The sequence below is a fragment of the Negativibacillus massiliensis genome, assembly GCF_900148495.1.
GTDB lineage: Bacteria > Bacillota > Clostridia > Oscillospirales > Ruminococcaceae > Negativibacillus > Negativibacillus massiliensis.
In genome coordinates this window covers 122,456-139,660 of sequence record NZ_FTRU01000007.1, presented here as the reverse complement: position 1 = coordinate 139,660, position 17,205 = coordinate 122,456, and the positions used below count along the sequence as shown (strand labels likewise).

24 protein-coding genes are annotated in these 17,205 nt (G+C 44.6%); all 24 read right to left on the bottom strand.

Annotation, left to right across the window (positions count from 1 at the left end; genetic code table 11):
- Positions 1-2 precede the first annotated feature (2 nt).
- The gene (locus tag BQ5375_RS03385) at positions 3-1,079 is read right to left on the bottom strand and encodes a baseplate J/gp47 family protein (protein WP_022133376.1); all 1,077 of its coding nucleotides are present in this window, start codon (positions 1,077-1,079) and stop codon (positions 3-5) included.
- 16 nt (positions 1,080-1,095) lie between these two features.
- A complete protein-coding gene (locus BQ5375_RS03380; RefSeq protein WP_022133375.1) occupies positions 1,096-1,464 on the bottom strand; it encodes a hypothetical protein in 369 nt (122 codons plus the stop codon).
- Positions 1,465-1,475: 11 nt separating this feature from the next.
- Positions 1,476-1,823 (bottom strand): hypothetical protein, encoded by a 348-nt coding sequence (locus BQ5375_RS03375; RefSeq protein WP_022133374.1) that lies wholly within the window; start codon positions 1,821-1,823, stop codon positions 1,476-1,478.
- A 10-nt stretch (positions 1,824-1,833) separates the two neighbouring features.
- A complete protein-coding gene (locus tag BQ5375_RS03370) occupies positions 1,834-2,748 on the bottom strand; it encodes a hypothetical protein (RefSeq protein ID WP_022133373.1) in 915 nt (304 codons plus the stop codon).
- Positions 2,745-3,101 (bottom strand): hypothetical protein, encoded by a 357-nt coding sequence (locus BQ5375_RS03365; RefSeq protein WP_022133372.1) that lies wholly within the window; start codon positions 3,099-3,101, stop codon positions 2,745-2,747. Before BQ5375_RS03365 ends, BQ5375_RS03370 begins: the two co-directional genes overlap by 4 nt.
- On the bottom strand, positions 3,082-3,303 hold the full coding sequence (locus BQ5375_RS14175; protein ID WP_143529419.1) for a hypothetical protein: 222 nt from the start codon (positions 3,301-3,303) through the stop codon (positions 3,082-3,084). Before BQ5375_RS14175 ends, BQ5375_RS03365 begins: the two co-directional genes overlap by 20 nt.
- A 127-nt stretch (positions 3,304-3,430) precedes the next feature.
- A complete protein-coding gene (locus BQ5375_RS03355; protein ID WP_076917410.1) occupies positions 3,431-3,739 on the bottom strand; it encodes a hypothetical protein in 309 nt (102 codons plus the stop codon).
- A 13-nt stretch (positions 3,740-3,752) separates the two neighbouring features.
- Positions 3,753-4,127 carry a hypothetical protein gene (locus BQ5375_RS03350; RefSeq protein WP_022131624.1) on the bottom strand — a complete coding sequence of 125 codons (375 nt, stop codon included), beginning with the start codon at positions 4,125-4,127 and terminating at the stop codon, positions 3,753-3,755.
- Between the two features lie 12 nt (positions 4,128-4,139).
- Positions 4,140-5,207, bottom strand: a complete 1,068-nt coding sequence (locus BQ5375_RS03345; RefSeq protein ID WP_022131625.1) for a hypothetical protein — start codon at positions 5,205-5,207, stop codon at positions 4,140-4,142.
- On the bottom strand, positions 5,204-5,686 hold the full coding sequence (locus BQ5375_RS14320) for a hypothetical protein (RefSeq protein WP_022131626.1): 483 nt from the start codon (positions 5,684-5,686) through the stop codon (positions 5,204-5,206). The genes BQ5375_RS03345 and BQ5375_RS14320 overlap by 4 nt, the downstream gene beginning before the upstream one ends.
- Entirely contained in the window at positions 5,687-6,016 is a 330-nt protein-coding gene (locus BQ5375_RS03335; protein ID WP_022131627.1) for a hypothetical protein, read from the bottom strand. It lies immediately after the preceding gene.
- Positions 6,001-6,357 (bottom strand): hypothetical protein, encoded by a 357-nt coding sequence (locus BQ5375_RS03330; protein WP_022131628.1) that lies wholly within the window; start codon positions 6,355-6,357, stop codon positions 6,001-6,003. The genes BQ5375_RS03335 and BQ5375_RS03330 overlap by 16 nt, the downstream gene beginning before the upstream one ends.
- 13 nt (positions 6,358-6,370) lie before the next feature.
- Positions 6,371-7,381, bottom strand: a complete 1,011-nt coding sequence (locus BQ5375_RS03325; RefSeq protein ID WP_076917409.1) for a phage major capsid protein — start codon at positions 7,379-7,381, stop codon at positions 6,371-6,373.
- A 21-nt stretch (positions 7,382-7,402) separates the two neighbouring features.
- On the bottom strand, positions 7,403-7,744 hold the full coding sequence (locus tag BQ5375_RS03320; protein WP_022131630.1) for a hypothetical protein: 342 nt from the start codon (positions 7,742-7,744) through the stop codon (positions 7,403-7,405).
- A gap of 13 nt (positions 7,745-7,757) precedes the next feature.
- The gene (locus tag BQ5375_RS03315) at positions 7,758-8,735 is read right to left on the bottom strand and encodes a hypothetical protein (protein WP_022131631.1); all 978 of its coding nucleotides are present in this window, start codon (positions 8,733-8,735) and stop codon (positions 7,758-7,760) included.
- Complete coding sequence (locus BQ5375_RS03310; protein WP_022131632.1) at positions 8,725-9,939, bottom strand: hypothetical protein; 1,215 nt, start codon at positions 9,937-9,939, stop codon at positions 8,725-8,727. The genes BQ5375_RS03315 and BQ5375_RS03310 overlap by 11 nt, the downstream gene beginning before the upstream one ends.
- A gap of 19 nt (positions 9,940-9,958) precedes the next feature.
- The gene (locus BQ5375_RS03305) at positions 9,959-11,203 is read right to left on the bottom strand and encodes a PBSX family phage terminase large subunit (protein ID WP_022131633.1); all 1,245 of its coding nucleotides are present in this window, start codon (positions 11,201-11,203) and stop codon (positions 9,959-9,961) included.
- The gene (locus tag BQ5375_RS03300; protein WP_022131634.1) at positions 11,200-11,664 is read right to left on the bottom strand and encodes a hypothetical protein; all 465 of its coding nucleotides are present in this window, start codon (positions 11,662-11,664) and stop codon (positions 11,200-11,202) included. The genes BQ5375_RS03305 and BQ5375_RS03300 overlap by 4 nt, the downstream gene beginning before the upstream one ends.
- 180 nt (positions 11,665-11,844) lie before the next feature.
- A complete protein-coding gene (locus BQ5375_RS03295) occupies positions 11,845-12,867 on the bottom strand; it encodes a G5 domain-containing protein (protein WP_022131635.1) in 1,023 nt (340 codons plus the stop codon).
- A gap of 397 nt (positions 12,868-13,264) precedes the next feature.
- The gene (locus BQ5375_RS03290; RefSeq protein WP_022131636.1) at positions 13,265-13,870 is read right to left on the bottom strand and encodes a TIGR04100 family radical SAM protein; all 606 of its coding nucleotides are present in this window, start codon (positions 13,868-13,870) and stop codon (positions 13,265-13,267) included.
- Positions 13,871-13,899: 29 nt separating this feature from the next.
- Complete coding sequence (locus BQ5375_RS03285; RefSeq protein WP_022131637.1) at positions 13,900-14,421, bottom strand: TIGR04002 family protein; 522 nt, start codon at positions 14,419-14,421, stop codon at positions 13,900-13,902.
- Between the two features lie 14 nt (positions 14,422-14,435).
- Complete coding sequence (locus BQ5375_RS03280; protein WP_022131638.1) at positions 14,436-15,269, bottom strand: pyridoxamine kinase; 834 nt, start codon at positions 15,267-15,269, stop codon at positions 14,436-14,438.
- A 336-nt stretch (positions 15,270-15,605) separates the two neighbouring features.
- Positions 15,606-16,736 carry a DUF4097 family beta strand repeat-containing protein gene (locus BQ5375_RS03275; protein ID WP_022131639.1) on the bottom strand — a complete coding sequence of 377 codons (1,131 nt, stop codon included), beginning with the start codon at positions 16,734-16,736 and terminating at the stop codon, positions 15,606-15,608.
- 13 nt (positions 16,737-16,749) lie between these two features.
- A complete protein-coding gene (locus BQ5375_RS03270; RefSeq protein WP_022131640.1) occupies positions 16,750-17,055 on the bottom strand; it encodes a PadR family transcriptional regulator in 306 nt (101 codons plus the stop codon).
- Positions 17,056-17,205: the final 150 nt, after the last annotated feature.

Here is a 17,205-nt window from a genome sequence, read left to right as displayed (position 1 = left end):
CCTTACTGACGCTCCATCTGGGAAATAGTACACTCAGACAAAACCAGAATTTCTTTTTCCAATGGGTATACATCGGCCTGCGGCAGCTTAATCCGACAATTTGCTACACCTTCACAGTTTAAAACTTCTCGCATCAGCAGTGCAAGGTAAAGTGCTTTGCCAATTTTCTGTGTTTTCATATACTCCTCCACCGCTTTTTTGCAAACAGTGCTCACGTCCTCATAACTGTATCCGTCACTGACCGCAATCTCAACTGAGACTTCCGTCTGTTTTTCCGTTGCCTGCTCCAGCGTCAGTTCCACATTGATCTCTTTGATCTGTCCGATTTCTTCCTTCATTCTTGCCAGCAGATCCTCGTCTACACCTGGTCCATACACCACAATCCCAACTGTTCCAACTCCATTTACCCTTGGCAGAACCTTTACAGAAGAAACTCCTTCGTAACTCATTGCCTTATTGTAATAAAACGCTGTATTGCTTCCATTAGTCACCATGCGATAGCTGTCCAGCAGTCTCTGCCGCAGCATTTCATCGCTTTCCGCGTCCTCTCCGGAAAGAATTGGCCCCGGATTGCTTACCGCCGTGATGCCCTGCACCGGTGTAATCATCACATTGAGTATCCCAGCAGCCAGATTGCCCCTGCTTCCTTCTGTCTGACACTCTACCGGTGCGTCTACACTGGTTTGGCCCTGCCGCAAAGTCACTTCACTGCTTGTAACAAAACGAATATCCGTTCCATGATTTCCCTCTGTCTGGGAACACGTCAGGAATACACCCTTTGGGATCAAAATATCCTCCGATGCAGCTGACTCCCGGGAAAATCGAACCGTTCCTTTTGCATAGGTTGCCTTCTTGCGAAAAATTCCACGTTCCAACGCGTGCATTTCCAAATTTTCACCTGTCGCTGTCTGTGGAAAAGACTGCTGTTTTGCAAACTCCAGCTCTTCTTTTATCTTGCTTAACTGCTCTGCCAAAATCTTGAATCGGATGCCAACATCCGAAGCGTCATCCGCACGCATCCCTGCAAGCTGCTCATAGCTTTGCTGCATCTGCTCCAAAAAGTTTGCATAATCTGTCACACTCTCCACCTCCTTTTTAAAAATTCAGCTGCCACAAAAACATTGCCTGTTCTTTTGGTGCATCTTCGCCGCTATACTCCAGTATCATTTCCAGCACTAGTTTTTCAAAGTCAGCCTGTCTGCATTGCACCGATGTTACCTCTACCCCTTCCACTGGTAAAATGGCTTCTCTTGCATACTCAAGTGCCAGTTCTTCCCGCTGATTCCCCGGCACTTTCCCCAGCATGCTCAGTTTGCTCCCCAGCTCTTCGTCCAGAGCAAAGCTCCCCTTTGGAACGGATAAGCGGATGATTGCCCGCTGAATTTTCTCCATTCCACCACTGATTTTCTCAACAAACCCCTGTTCATTTTTCTTGTGGTCGCCCCGATATAACCAGGTATCCATATCTTACCTCCCTACTCCACCTTTTTCCCGTTTAACAAAATGGTCCCATCGTTGCACAGGCGAATACTTGCTCCACCCGACGACTTCAACAGAATCTCTCCGGGCAAAAGCTCCTCCTGCTGCTGGGACACAACCCCAAGGCAAACGTCACCGCTCTGGGCAGATAAAATCATCAAATCTTCTCCCTGTGCAGGTCTGGTATAGATTCCATACGGGGCGCAGTGGGGAAGTCTGCGATATTCACATGCACCCACTGCAAAATGCTCCCCGCTTCTGGCACAGATGCTGCTGGCTGGTGCATTTCCGCTGTATTCTGTACTTTCCTTTCTTTTTCCTGCCGCATTTTTTGCAAGCCACATATTCCCACCTCTATTCCAAAACAAAACGGCTGACTGCCCCACTCTGTGAAAACTCCAGTTCCCGTTTTACAATATTTCCCCGGAAATAAAATTCCGGTATAGACACTATTACCTCTTCTCCCAGCTCCCAGCTTAAAATCTGCGGCATTTCCACTTCCAGGCAAACTTTCCCTCTAGCTGATTCTTCCATCTGCAATTTTGCGTCCACTGCCGGATTTGCCCACTGTGCAGAAGGGATCAAGCAGCGTCGGCGAACAATCTCCAATCCTTCTGCTTTTTCATTTCGAACACAGTTCCGATAGCTTCCCATCTCATCCCGAATCAATGTTTCACTGATAATCTCACTTCGGCGGTTGATCCACCTGACAGAAATCACTGGTGCTTTTTCGGATATGATATGATTTCCTTTTCCCGGCAGAAAAAAAGAAACCTTACCAAAGTGAATATGAGGTGTTCTTCCAACCGTTCTCCTGCAAAAGGTAGAAAAAGCCTCCCACTCACTTATACCTTTTCCCACCCGATAATTGCTCAAGCTTCCTGTAAGTCCCAGCTCGTTTTGAAAGCCATAAGGTTTTATATGCTTGTCAAACATCTCATCCAGAGAAACCCTGACATATTCCTGCGGAATTGCTTCATTATCGAGCAGGAGTGCCGCATCCGATCTTCCCCACACAGTCATCCTGCATCCATCCTGCTGCAAACTCACAATCTGTCTGTCACAGATTCCATGAAACAACCTGTTCCCATCTCCCTGCAACTCCAATGTCTTAATTTCCTTCATCCATTCCTTTGGATGAGAAATCAAAAATGTCGCCTTTATGCTGTCCGCTGGTGTATCAACCGAGGAAACACAGGAAAAATGGACTGGAAACATCTTTCTTCTTCGACTTCCTTCTAATGTTTCCACAAAAAGTTCCAGCTTCATTCTTCCATCTTCCTTTCCTGTACAAACCGAAAGGTATAGCTGATAGTGTTGTCTCCGCCTTTTCCAACCATCTGCAAGCTGTCAAACACAGCATACATTGGCTCTATTCCTGCACCACTTAAAATTCCGCTCCCTTGCTGTTCCATCATCTTTTTTAAAGAAAGGAACTGTTCCAGTGCATCGGAGCCAAACAGCTCTCCTTCCCCTTCCACAATCGTTAATCCACTTCCCAATTCCTGTAATGATGCTCCAAATCCATAACATCGGCTTTGTGCTGTTTCTTTCAGATACCCCACAACAATTTTCCGCGGATTGTGCCGGAAGGTATAATCCTTAAATCGGAGATTGGTCATCCAGCCATTCCTCCATTCCTCTTCCATATCGCTGGGAGAGCCGTTCTAGTTCGTCTGACATTTCCCTTAGCGGAAGGCTTTCAAAAACAGGTGTCTCCTTTTGTACAAACGGTTCTTCCGTAAAAACAAGTTCTGTTTTTTCAGTTTCCGCTTCCCGCATAACCGCATTTCCCACCGAAACGCTCTTTTGTTCCTGTAGCATTTCATCGCTCTCTTCCCGCACTTTGCTTACTTTGTATGAGTCTAAAAAAGGTTCTGCTATTTCCCTGGAAATACTTTCTCTTGGGTGGGAGAAAAATGGACTATCCTGAAAAACTTCCCTGTTCTTTTTAATCTTTTCTTCGATCCTCATCTTTTTCCTCTGTTTTGTCACCACATTCCCTTTGCTGATACCTCTCTGCTTTCTGCGCGATTTCCTCTAAGCTATATTTCTCCAGCACTTCTTCCACAGAATAAAATTTTCGTTCTGACCTTTCCAAAAAGAAAATCAGCGCAGCATTATTTGCAATTGCCCAAAAGTTTTCCTTTTTCTGTGCCGACAATCCTTGCCCTACCCGAAAGCAAAGATAATCATATCCTTTTCTTGCCTGCTCTTCCAAGCAAAGTTCTTCCACCGCTGACAGTTTTCTGTACTCCACCCTCTTTCCCTCCTTAGATCTTCATTCTTCGGCTGGCGACAAGGCTGACCTTCTCCAAAATTACATCACCTACAGAGGCCGACTGTGTAATGTCCGCCCACTCACATCCTGAGTAGATAATCTTGCAGTCCGGTCGAACCACCACCAGATTAAATCCGCTCAAATCATAAAAATCAATCCCTTCGGTCTGGTACAGACATACTCTGGACAACTCAATCCAGTGCTGTACTCTGCCTCCCACTGTTCCCACCGGCTCCTGACTGCCAAACGCTTCGATATATTTGCTTTCTCTGGAAGATTTGACCTTGTAGCTTTGCGCTGCTGCAATCTTTCTCCCATTGACTTCAATATAAATATCCGCACTGGTCGGAATCGATACAAATGCCATTTTTCTCCCCCCTTAAATCGAAATATGGGCAGTCAGGTAGATCTGACTTGGTACCGATGCAAGATGGAACTCCAGCTCCACAACACATGCAGTAGGGTCTTCCTCCGATTCATACACAACCGGCGGTTCAAATTCTGTTACAAAGCCCTGCTGCACTTTTTCATCCAGAATCACTGCCACCTGGGAAGCAATGCTGTCCTCGGAAAATCCAATCCTGCTATCTTTCAGCAACGCACTCAGCTGCACTCTCACTGCCCGAATAATGTCATCGATCATCAGCACTGTATTGATCGAAACAAAAGTTCTGTCTTCTTCTCCACCCGTCTGTGTTCTGGTTGTTACACACCGAATACATACAACTTCTGACTCTACTTCCTCTAAAACGGTCACGCCACTTTGCAGCAGTGTCTCAATCTCACTTTCTTCCAGCTGCTCAGTCGAAACCAAACCCTCCATCTTTCTGGAATAAAAGCGATCATCTGGCTGGGACACTGCCAGCATTGCTGCCACCGCTGCCGCTGAGAATAAAACTGACTTTTCTTCCCCTGCAAAACTGCTTCCACTCTCCTGACAGCACAGCACCATTCTCTCACTGTTTAAACTCTGAGCAACACTTTTCGCATTACTTTTAGGTACTGCCGCAACCGCAACCCTTTCCCTCTGATTCTGTGATGCTTCCTGTGTCTTGTCTTTGAGCACCTGCAAAACACTCTGCTCACTGCTGTCACAAAGGATTACGCCGTTCTTTTTTATCTCACACAGCTTTTGAATGGCAGCTGCATAATCTTCTGCTGCTGGTACAGAACCGTCCGTCGTAATCGGCACCACATATAGTCCGCTGATTCCACTCTCCAGCAGCATCCTTGCAATACTGCAAAAAACCTTTCCGGAACCTTCTTCCAAAAAGTATTCCTTCAGCTCTTCCACCGAACGAAGCTGAACCACCGTATTTGCTGGAATGCTCTTTTCTTCCTTCACCTTTGCCCCACCGCAGAAAAAGGCATACCGCTGCTCATAGCTTTTCGGTTTGCTGATAATATCGTACTGGGAATACACTCCCGGGCGATAGCTTTTTTTCATATCTTTTCTCCTTTCCTGATAATCCTGAACTGTTCCGGATGGAGTTCCGTTTCCTCTTGGTCTTTTTCTCCGCTGATGATAAAGTCCAGACAAAACCGTACCGGCAGAACAATTCCTCCCCAGTCCTTCTGCCATACTGCCTCTCCACATTCCGCCTGACCCACCTTCAGCTTTTTAGAAAACATCATAGAGTTTAGTACGCTCTCCCAGCTTTCCAAGCACTGCTGGGCACTCTTGCAGCAAAAGGAGACCTTGACCCAGACTTCAGCTTTTTTGCCTCGTACCTGAAAGCTCTCACCACAAAAATCCTCAAAACTAATTGGCTGCAAGGAAACTTTTTGAATCCCAACCACCGCAAGGTTTTCTTTCTGCGGATTATTCCGGGGTGCATTGGGAAATGCATTCACTACTTCCATCTGCGGACTGGCACTCTTAATTTGTTCTGCCACAATCTGCATGACCTGCGAAAACTCCCCCATCTATTCCACTCCTTCCGCCTTCTGTACGATTGCCCAGAGATAGGCAGTCTCTTCCCCGAAAAATACTTTCTCTGCCCGCTCAACGATGAATCGATCCTCTCCTGTACGGAAAATTGCTCCGCTTTGTACCAAGTCTGCATCCTGAGCCGCTGCCAACATCAACCATTTTCCCTGGTGCAAAACACCTGATTCTGTGGGCACAATTTTTTCTGTCCGTTCCCGAATCGGATTTAAGTAAGCAGTAAAACATTTTTCCCCTTGCTCATACGGAAAATATACTTTTCTCCCACACTGATAAATCAGCCGTTTTGCAATTATCTGGCAGGACATATCTCCACTCCTTTCAGGCAGACCCCTTGTGAATCGATCAGATCTCCCACCATCTCCATCAGTTCCTTGCGGGCAGCCTGACCATCGCTCTGGGTAAAAGAAAGATCCCCCACCTTCACACTGGCACACACCGTTCCCTGAATACTCTGGAATCGATGGTTCGCAAGTACTGCGCATGCAAGAGCTAAACGCTGTTCGTGATTTTTTACGTCCACTCCTGCACGCAGTTTCCCTTTTAACTCCTCCCAGCATGCCAATACTAACGGTTCCCATTGCTCTGCCTCATCAGCGGATAAACCGCTGATGAGGCAGAAATTCTGCATTAACAAAATTTCATCCATATTGTCCCTTTCCTTATTTTGCAAGAATCTTCACTGTATCCGGGAAGATCTTGGAAAATCCTGCAATCGAGGTAACCGCTGCACGCTCCATCTGACAGTCAATCAGTTTGTCATACTCAACATTAATGCCGCCGGCAGTCACCATTTCCAGTGCATAACGCTTGTCCAAACCGATGATAGTTCCTTCCGGAACTGCGGAGGAAACAAACAGCTTTGCGCCCAGAGGGGTGGACAGGCAGCCGGTCGCCTGGAAATTCAGTCCAGTCTCCGGATTCTGCAACTCTGGAACCTGCAGAAGCTTGAGCATCATATCAGGAGATGCCAGCATCACATTCATCTGGTATTCTCCAAAGCTGCCCCACAGATTGAGCAGATCCTGATAGGTCAGACTGTCACCGCTGGATAGCGATACCTTTTCCGCCGCATTGTCATTTCCGTCACCATGAATCAGGACATTGACCGCATCTTCAAGCTGTGCCTTGCCGATGCAGGAACCGATCTGTTTAAGCGCCACGGTAAACAGATCCAGTCGCTGGAACTTGATTGCTTCATAAGAAGCCACCATCATGCGGCCCCTTTTTCTCAGCTTAATCAGGCTGTCTTTGAGATGGATGGATGTTTCCGGAATAAAACCGCCCTCCTCAATAACCGCTGGCGACTGTTCTTCCCAGTTTGCATCAGACACAATAGCACGATAATCCATTCCCTCAATCTGTGTCTGCGCCGCACAGATCTCTTCCAGAATGTGATTGTCATCCACACCCTGCTTTACTGCTCTGGAAACATATTCTGGGAAAAGTGCTGCACTGTCCGATGTTGCAAAGAATTTCTGAAGTCTGTCGCTGTCGTGACCGGACACCTTGATATCAAAACGCTTGAGCTGACGCTGGAATGCATCATATCCTGCAAGCTCAGTACCGCGATACTGCTCGGACGGGTCCAGTCGCTCCAGACACTTGGAAAAGCCTTCTGCTGTTTTATAAAAATCCTTCGAAATAGAAATGTTCTGATAATTGTACTTCATAGTAAAATCCTCCTGTTTTTCTTAAAATAAGATACCCACATTTTTTGCAGCAGTGTCTACCTCTGTCACCAGCACCTCTCTGCCGCCTTCTCCTTTGACCGCATCTGCATTGCTGTCCGCCATCAGACCGACAAATCCCACTGTCGGATCCTCACCGGAATAATGCAGTACCGTAAAACCTCCGGTCTGAATCAGGGCATATTCTCCTCTCATCGAGTGAATCACACCCATAAATTTACCCGAAGTTGCCTTCTTTACGGTATTGTTTGCACTCATTACGACCAGATCACCCGGTGCTGCTTCCCCATCACAAAGCATTGTGATATAACGACTGTTGTAACCCTGTAAACAAATATCTTTCATCCGATTGTCCTCCTTAAATCATAAATTGTCTGTTCGACATTTCGTCGTGCTGTTCTGATGCAGGTTCTGCCTGTGAAAACTGTGCATCCTCCAAAATCTGCTGTGGGCAAAATATCTCTTTCAGCATCTTCATCTGTCCCACAGAAAGATGGTCAAGCATCTGACCAAATTCCTGATTTGTTCTCTCATCAAAACCTTTTCTGGAAACGACCTCCTGCATCAGCTCTCTTCTTGCCGCTTTTCGCACCTGCTCACAGTCCTCCAGAAGATTCTGAATTAGCTCTTTGAGCTGGCCTGTCTCTTCCCTGTCAATCCACACTCCATTTTGTGTTCTGGCTGCCTCCCACAGCTTCTGTACTCCGTTTTTTTCTCGACTGCAGCCTGCCTGTTTGATAATCCCTGCCTGACGCTGTGCCGGTACTGCAACAAATGACCATTCATAGGCATCCTGAGCATCATGCAGAATGGTGTAGCATAATTTCCCATCATATACCTGACCAGGAACATGCCCGCATTCCAAAACATTTCTGTTTTTTCCGCACACCGAGCAGATACTTTCACGCACGCTGCATCCTACACTCACCTCCTTTTTGATTCCCGCCTCGATCTCCAGGATCTGATCGCGGTTTGCTTCGGTACGAACCATATAGGCCTTTGCAATCAGCGCATAATATGGTTCTCCTAAGGCATTCACTTTTCCCGGGAAATTTTCTACGCTCACATCATAAATCCTTGCCATCTGGTTTTGACTTTTGGGCTCATGATCGCAGATTCCCGTCTTGCCTAAAAACAGGTTGGAAAGCTGTGTCAGCGTCTGGACATCAAACTGTTCCATATCCCTATCAATGTCATTATCACATAACAGGACCCGAAAGCAGTACAGTTCTTCTGCTGAAAATTCCCTTCTTGTCAGTGTGTTGATTTTCTGCAAATCTTCCTCACCAATGTAAAGGCCATTGCAGATTAAATTTCCCGACTTACTACAGTTCACCGTGATGTTCCTCCTCTTCTGCCTTTTCTCCGTATTCTTTTTCCAGTTTTTTCTCAATTTCCTTTGCCTGCATCCTCAAAAGCTGTGCCCTTGCCTGTTCCACTTCATCAGTAATGCTGACATGCTTCCAGTTCACCCGTATCGTTCCGCCAATCCCTTTTTGATTGAGATGATACCGACAGATCCGCAGAATCACCGAATTGAGCAGTTCCCGATAGCTTTCCAGTTCACTTGCCAGAATTTCTGCTTGCTGCTGGCTCATTCGCTCGGTGGTGGACCAACTTAGTCCCAGGATAAACGGCGGCAGCCCCAACTTTGCTACAATCTGCTCCAGCATCTGTCTGACTGGCACCTGTGTATCGATGATTTGATTATCTGCACCAATCACCCGGATGTTGACATCCCCAACAGCGATAAAATCCTTGACTCTGCCGCTGTCATGCATGGTGTCTGCCCACTGACGCGCCATATCCTGCGCAATCTCTCTGGCATAGGCTCCGTCAATATTCCCCTGCGGATTGTAGGTCACCGCAAATCGCAGATTCCCCATCCTTTCAAAGTTCTGTCCTATCGCCTGATAGATATTGAGCAAAATGGACGATATAAACGGCAGTCCTGACAACAGAGAACGTCCCTTTATCTCTCCGGCTTTTGGATTTAATGCCGTAAACAAAATTCGCTCCGGATGGGCAATCGGATATTCCTTTACACCATCTGTACAGGTGAAGAAATCGACTCCCACCGGTGTTTCCCCCTGTTTCACCTTCAGACAGGAAAGCGGAACATTGTATAACGCCCCAATTCCCTCTCCATTGCGCAGAGGAATCATTTCTCCCGCCGCATTTCCATAGGTCAGCAGATTGTCCAGATAGCAATACAAAAACTGTGTCAACCCCACAGAAGAAGCTCCCACCGGAACTTGCGCACAAAACTCATCTAGTTCCCGCTGCCCTTCCTTATTGGAACAGATAACCTCAAATCCACCTACCAGACGGATAATCTTATTGATCGATGCATCCACCAAAGGTACCGCCTGCCGGATCTGATCAAACAGCTGGTTTTCTCCTGCATCCATCATGCCTGCTTGTTCCAGCTGATAAAATGGTCTACCCTTGATCGGTCCCGTCTGGACTGCTGCGGTGTATCCTCTCCCCATCTCTTCAGAATCTTTTTTCTTTTTCCAGCTCCATTTCCACCTCTGCAATCAATCCTTCTCCTTTCTGTTATGACCTGTTTTCCCTTTCCTGTGCAATGGCACAAAATCCACTTCTTTTTGGGCGAAATACTTCCATTGCAAAATAACGAATCTCATCCATTGCATGATCATTTTCTTTTACAGGCTGATCTTTCTGCGCCTTTTCGCTCCACCGATAAAGAGAAAACTCCCGGATACTGTCCCTGCAATTTTGCCAAAAGAATATCTTCCCTGAATTAAGCAGCATGGACACCAATTCAATTCCTTCCAGTACCTGATTTTTTGCGGGGATAACCCGAAACTTTCCATGTCTGCGGATGCACTCGATAAAACTTGCTGCACTCGGGTCTACAATAACTGCCTCCACCTGTTTCCCTGTACACAAATGTTCCAGCTGAGCATAATGCTCCTCATCGGTCCGACAGACTCCTTCTTTTCTGGAATCATAATAGTATTCATCCAGACGATACCACACTCCATCAGCCTCGCCCCACAGCCCCATCGAACATGGATTGACCGTTCCATAGTCGCAGGAAACCAAAAATCGCCTACACTCCGGACAACAGTCCAACACGTGCCTTTCTTTGGAAAACATCGGATAAACAAGCCCCTGCGGCTGTACCCATTTCCCCAGCACGAAGCGCTCATAAAAGTTTCCGCTGTAAAGATTTTCGTATCGTCTGCGCATCCTGACGGAAAGAGAAGGATTATCCTCCATCCGAAAATGAAGATAACACAGATTTTTTTCCTTTCTCCTGCAGATCCAATCCGTATAAAACCAGTGTCCCGGATGTTCCGGATTACAGTTAAACCAGAACTTACTTCCTTCTATGGAACATCTGGCTACCGCCTGTTCCACAAAATCCCGGTTTTGCAGTGCAACCTCATCGAAAAATACACCTGCCAGAGTTATTCCCTGAATGGACGCCGCACTCGCACTGTCTTTTCCCGAAAATAGATAGTACCGGTTTGTTCTTCCTCCACAGCTTAATTCCAGATAATTCTGCGATATTTTTTCCCTGCACTCAAATCCCATTTCCGATAGCAGTTCCCGTACCGGAACAATCACATTTCTGCGCACTGAAGAAATTGTTTTCCCGCAGATCGCAAAATTTTTCCTGTCAAAACAGGCCATACTCCAAATCAGAAATGACAGGGTCATGCAAAGCGTTTTTCCGCTTCTCACCGCTCCGTCACAGATAATTCCGTCATAGCTGCTCTGTGGATACCACCAGCTAAGTACCTTTTTCTGCTTTGAACTAAACCTGTTCAAATATCTTCACCTTCTGTCAACTCTTCCTTGCGTTCGCCCTCCTCTTTTTCACCACAACGCAGTGCCTCCAGGATGCTGTAAAATCCATCCTCTTTCCTTTCTGATTTGCTCTGTTCCTCCAGCCTCATCAGTAGTTCACATGCCTTGAGCTTATCATAAAACTGATACTCCACTCCCTTTCCTTCACTGTACTTCGTTGTCAGAAAACTGTCTGGAGAAATCCTGCCTTCCGGATCAAGCGATACCCTTGAAAACAAAATTTGATAAAGTCCCAGTTTTGCAAGCTCGACCGGTGACTGCTGCGCAAACAGATTGGAAAGCTTTTTCCATTCTGTTCGTACTTTTCTCAGACTCAGTTCCCAAATACTTTCTACTCCGGCTTTTCTCGCCGCAATATCGACGTCTCTGCTCCAAAAGTACCAGTAAGCGAATATCTTTTCCTTCGATACTCCCGCGATCAATTCCTCCTTTCTGCATTCAGCATCTTATGCTTTTCACCTATACCTGTTTTGGGCCCAAAAATTGCATTGTAAAATGCAACAATTACTCTCTTTTAAAAAAATAAAAAAAGCAGGGCTCTTTTTTGGAGTTTCCTGCTTAAAAAGCTTATAAAAAAAGCCGCTTAAAAAAGCGGCTCTTTTTTATAAGATATAGATATTTACATTTCTTCGTCCATTCAGACAGCTTTCCAGATAGGTGTCATAATACAAATCCACATCAATCTGATCTCCCAACAGGCTCAATCCTGTATCGGCTGCAATCGCAAATCCGTAAACAAAACTATTGTCTGGACTGGTAATATACATCTTAGTTCCATATGGAATTTCTCCCGGATGTACTGCGACATATCCTGCCGAAAGGCTCTGTCCGGAAGCTCCCCACGCACCATCTCCAACATGATATCCTGTTGCTACCTGATTGGTCAGCACCTGACTGTATGATACCGGAACTCCCTGTTCATCCAGCTCAACGCCAAAATCCAGCGGAGAAACTGCTGCCGACTTTCCATTTACACCAACCAGAACAATCTCTGTCACTGGCTGCTGAGTCATTTCCTCTGAGACAATCTTTTCGCTCTCCAGCTGTCCATTCACAAATTTTTGCTCATAGGTTACCATTTTTTTGCCATCTGCTCCGGCTTGGATCACCTTTTTCTTTCCCGGCTTTAACAGAGAAGTTTCTCTCTCCTCTACCGAATGAGCAATCACTTCTTCTTTTGTGACAGTCTCTTTTTCTATCTCTAAAAATTCCTTTGTCGATCCCAAAAATTTTCTCTGGCTAGATGGCTCCTCATTGTTTTGTTCCAGCGGCTGTTCTTCTTCCTCTGTCTGAGGTTCCTCCAAAACTTCTTCTGGCACCATTTTATTTTCAGCCTCGTTCATAATTGGAGACTGTCCGGATGCACTCAGGAAAATGTTGCTGAGCACTGCCTTTTTGCTAACACCTGTAAATTTAGTTGGATCTGCCGATGCAGTCAAAGTATCCCCCGCTGCACGGATGGATTCTGCTACCGTCAGTTCCTGTACTGTTGTGTCTGTATTGCCTGTGAGGGTGAATCCCCAAAAGATTACCGCTGCCATCGCAACAGAAAGCATACAGGCCGCAATTTTAACTGCTGGAATTGTCTCCACCAAACTGCGGACTTTTTTTCTGAAGTTTTGCATAAAGTTCTCCTTTGTTCTGATTTGCAAAAATCTTTTGCATGAATGTGCTGCCACACTCTGTATTTTAGCAACTCTTTTGCCATTATATTCATCCCCCTGCAAGGTGTCAAGAAAATCCCCTCTGTAAAAATCCTGTCAAATCCTCATTGAATTTAAAAACTTTTTGTAAAAAATTGTGCACTATTTCTTTTTATCGCTTAATTTTTATATTTTTTCTGTTTATTTTGTCCTAAATTTTTAACCGTTTCAAGGATTTTACATTTTTACTATTTTTTATTTGTTATAAGGTTAGATTTTATCATATTTCACAATATTTTATGTGATTTTACTTTTGTTATTCTTACCCATTCTTTTCACCCACATAAAAAATCCCAGGCATTTTCTGCCTGGGATTTTTTTATTCTTCTGTATATTCTCTGACTCTCAGAGGAATTCCAACTTGTTCTGCAAGCGCTTTTGACCGAGCAATTGCCTCTTCTCCAATTACATCCACCACGGTAAAACGGGTCTCTATTCCCTGTTCTTTACAATCTGTGGCAAACTGGAGCATCGCATCAAAAGACTCTATTCCAAATTTAGGACGGGTCACTTTATAGTATTCCTGTGCATCCGGTGCATTCAAACTAATAGAAACCACATCCACATGGCCTTTCAATAAAGGAGCAACCCTCTTGTGATAAATCAGATCACCCAATCCGTTGGTATTCACCCGAATGGAGATTTTTCTGATTCCATGGATATAATCCGCCACTTCGATTAAACGATCCAAGGCGCAAATTGGTTCTCCATATCCACAGAAAACAATCTCATCAAAGTCATCCAAACAGTAATTTTCCAATGCCTGTTTTACTTCTTCAACACTCGGTTCGTGCTCCAGCCATAAGTCCTCTGCCGAACCCACCGACCTAGTCTGAGAACGCACACAAAATGTGCAGGCACAAGGACAACGGTTTGTCAGATTAACATAGAGCTGACCATGATAGGTATATAAAATATCCGACATATTTCTTTCTTCTTTCCTATTATATAGCACTAGATTTCTTTCAATCTTTTTTTGAGCGATACCTTATCAATTGCCACTGCCATAATCAAAAAGATAACTCCGCTTCCAATCGCCTGCACAATATTTCCCCAGATGCCCAACAAAGAAGCAACCCAATTTCCGGTTAAAATCACCTGTGCCAGATAATACCCAACAATCGACACTACTCCAGCAAGTATAACTGCAACAATATTTCTTTTGTTAAACAGCTTATCTTCCTTGCTCGTAAACCAGATTACGGTGAGCGGCTTAATAATCATGGTTGGAATTGCCCATATCGCTGACCCGGACATAATATCTGCCAGACCACCGCCGATTGCGGCTGCTGCACAGGCATACGGCATTGGCAAAAAACATCCTGCCAGATAAATAAAGGCATCTCCAAAATGAATATATCCCCCGTTCGAACCTACCGGAATGTGAAACAGGTATAAGATCATCAGCATAATAACGGCTGCGAACATTGCGCTTAAGGTCAGGTTTTTCATCTTCTCATGTGACTGTTCTCTCATTGCTCATTCCCCCATCAATCAAATAATAACGAAAGATGATGTTCAAAAGCAACACCCTCGTTTGGATCTGTTTTGTCTTCTACGGCTTCCTCAATCGATGCCTGCAAAAATGCTGCTGCTTTCTTCAATGCTTTTTGCGGGCTTTCTCCTTTTATCATACACCCGCAAATCACCGAAGTCAGAATATCTCCTGTCCCGGAATAACCTTCTCCCGTTTTTTGTGTGCTCACCTCAAAAAAGCTGTCTTCCTTTGCAGAATATCCAATATTCCAGATTTTTTCTCCCTGGCTTACTCCCGTAATAATGACCGTTTTCGGTCCAAGCTTAGAAAGCTGCTTTGCATAGTTTCTGATTTGTTCCAGGTTCTGACTTTCCGCCTTAAGATCTGCTTTTTTTCCAAGCAGGAACAAAACCTCTGTGAGATTCGGCGTAATCACATCCGCTTTCCCACACAGTTTTTTCATTGCCTGACACATCTCGTCGCCAAATCCCCGGTAATATACCCCTTCATCGCCAAGCACCGGGTCAACAAAAATCTTGGTCTGCGGATTTGCAAACTCCTGCATAAACTGTTCAACCCATTCCACCTGGCTGACTCCGCTGAGATATCCTGTGTAGATTCCATCAAAAGAAACCTTTCTCTTTTTCCATTCTGCCGCGATCATCGGCATATCCATCGACAGGTCAATCCCTGTATAACTTTCAAAAGCGGTTTGATTGCTTAAAACTGCGGTAGGCATTGGAACCGCCTGCACTCCGCATACCGATAAAATTGGTATTGCCGCCGTCAGCGAACATTTTCCTAAACCGGAAAGATCATTGATCGCTGCTACCTTTGGCACTGCCATTTTCATTCCTCCCAAATCTTAAACTTTTCCGTTTTTTATTTTAACCCTTTCTTTTCGGAAAAGAAACTTTTTTCTAATATCTACTATCCTGTTTAAAACTATTCTATATTACCTATTTTAAAAGAATTATGCAGGATATATATATTCATATTATACAACTTCATTTCCTTCTATTTATTTTTGTAAAATCAATTGATTGATGTATTATATAATTTTTTTATTTTTATCATCTAAGTTATTGCCTATTTCGCTGAATCCCAAAAATCTACATCTTTTCATATAACAGAAAAAGAGCGGCCAATCTGACCGCTCTTTTTTCTTCTCGTCGTCCCCTAATTATCGGATTTCAATATCCCCTGAGATTGTCGAGAAATAGCCTACAATATGTCGAGTTGGATCTGGTGTACCATCATAATGGATTCTGCCGTAAACATCACAATCGCCCGAAACGCTCTTGGTTTTAGCGATAAGTTCTCTTCCTCTGCGGTCCAATGTCATATCAATATCACCGCTGATGCTCTGTACCGACAATTTTTCTGCAAAGAAAGTTCCCTCAATATCACCGCTGGTGGTAGCTGCATTCAGGTCTGCTATCTCACTGTTGCGCAGTTCCACTTCTCCACTGGTTGTTTTAATCTTTAATCTGCTTGCCTTGCTGCCCATAAAGTCAACGTCACCGCTGATTGTTGTGATCTGCGCTTCTTCTACATTTCCTTCTCTCCAGCTGATATCTCCACTTGTGGTCTGGAGAACAGCATCTTTTCCTTTACCATCTCTAAGCTGAATATCACCACTGGCTGTTTTCAGGATTGCTTCTTCTGCGTAGATTTTATTCTGCTCAATATCGCCGCTCATGGTTTCCAGTGTCAAAGCCTTACTCCAAACTTCCTGCAGCTTCAGGTCACCGCTCATGGTCTTAATTTTCAGAGAATTCAGTCTGCTTGGCACTTCTACAACCAGGGTCTGATCTTCTTCGCAGGAAATACCCATCAGGAAAATAAATCCCAATCCTTTCAGTGCAGAACCTTTTTTATGGTTCTTATCTACAATTTCTCTTGCATAATAGCTGTCTCCCGATATACTCTCCTGCAAGTATTTGCTTTTTTCTCTTCCATTTTCCAGATATACATGCAGTTCGTTGTCCTCAGATGGACGAACTTTTACATTCATGGATACCAATGCAAGCTCAATTTTGTTGATGCCGGAATAGCGTTCCTTCGCTTCTTCAATCGCAGTAAAGTGATCTACTTCATGAGTATGGATGTCTTTGTCACCCATCATGTCTTCAATATCCTTCATGAAGTTTTCAATCTTGCCAAGTTCATCACAGATTTCTTCTTCTGTTCTTCCGTTTTTGATTCCATCTGCAAAATGCTCTTCATAACTTTCTAGGATTTCTTCTGCAAAACTGCGATCATATCCCTGTAATGCTTCTTTTAAGTGCTGCATATATTCTGCCTTTGTCATGATTCTTTCCTCCTTACCAAATCAATCTGTCCACCGCTGCGGTAAAATCCTTCCATTCCTTGCACAGTGCCTGTTGATACTCCAAGCCTTTCTGTGTCAAATGATAATACTTTCTTGCCGGCCTTCCTTCCGACTCTACCGAATAAACATCAACATAATCTTCGTCTTTCAGCCTTTTCAGGATCAAATATAAGGTTCCAGTGGCAAGCTCCATTTCCTGGGAAATAGTTTCTGTCAGCTCGTAACCATATTTATCCGCGTTTTTTAATTGAGATAGTACGCACAGTTCCAGCGCGCCTTTTTTAAACTGTGTGTTCATTCTGTCTGACCTCCTTATCTTTTGTTGTTGTATATATCATATCACTTGTTATTCTATAATACAACATATATTGTATCTAAATATATCTCTTCTTTTTTCAGCATATTGCTGCAAAGGTTAAAAAAAGAGATGGATTTTGTCATAATCCAT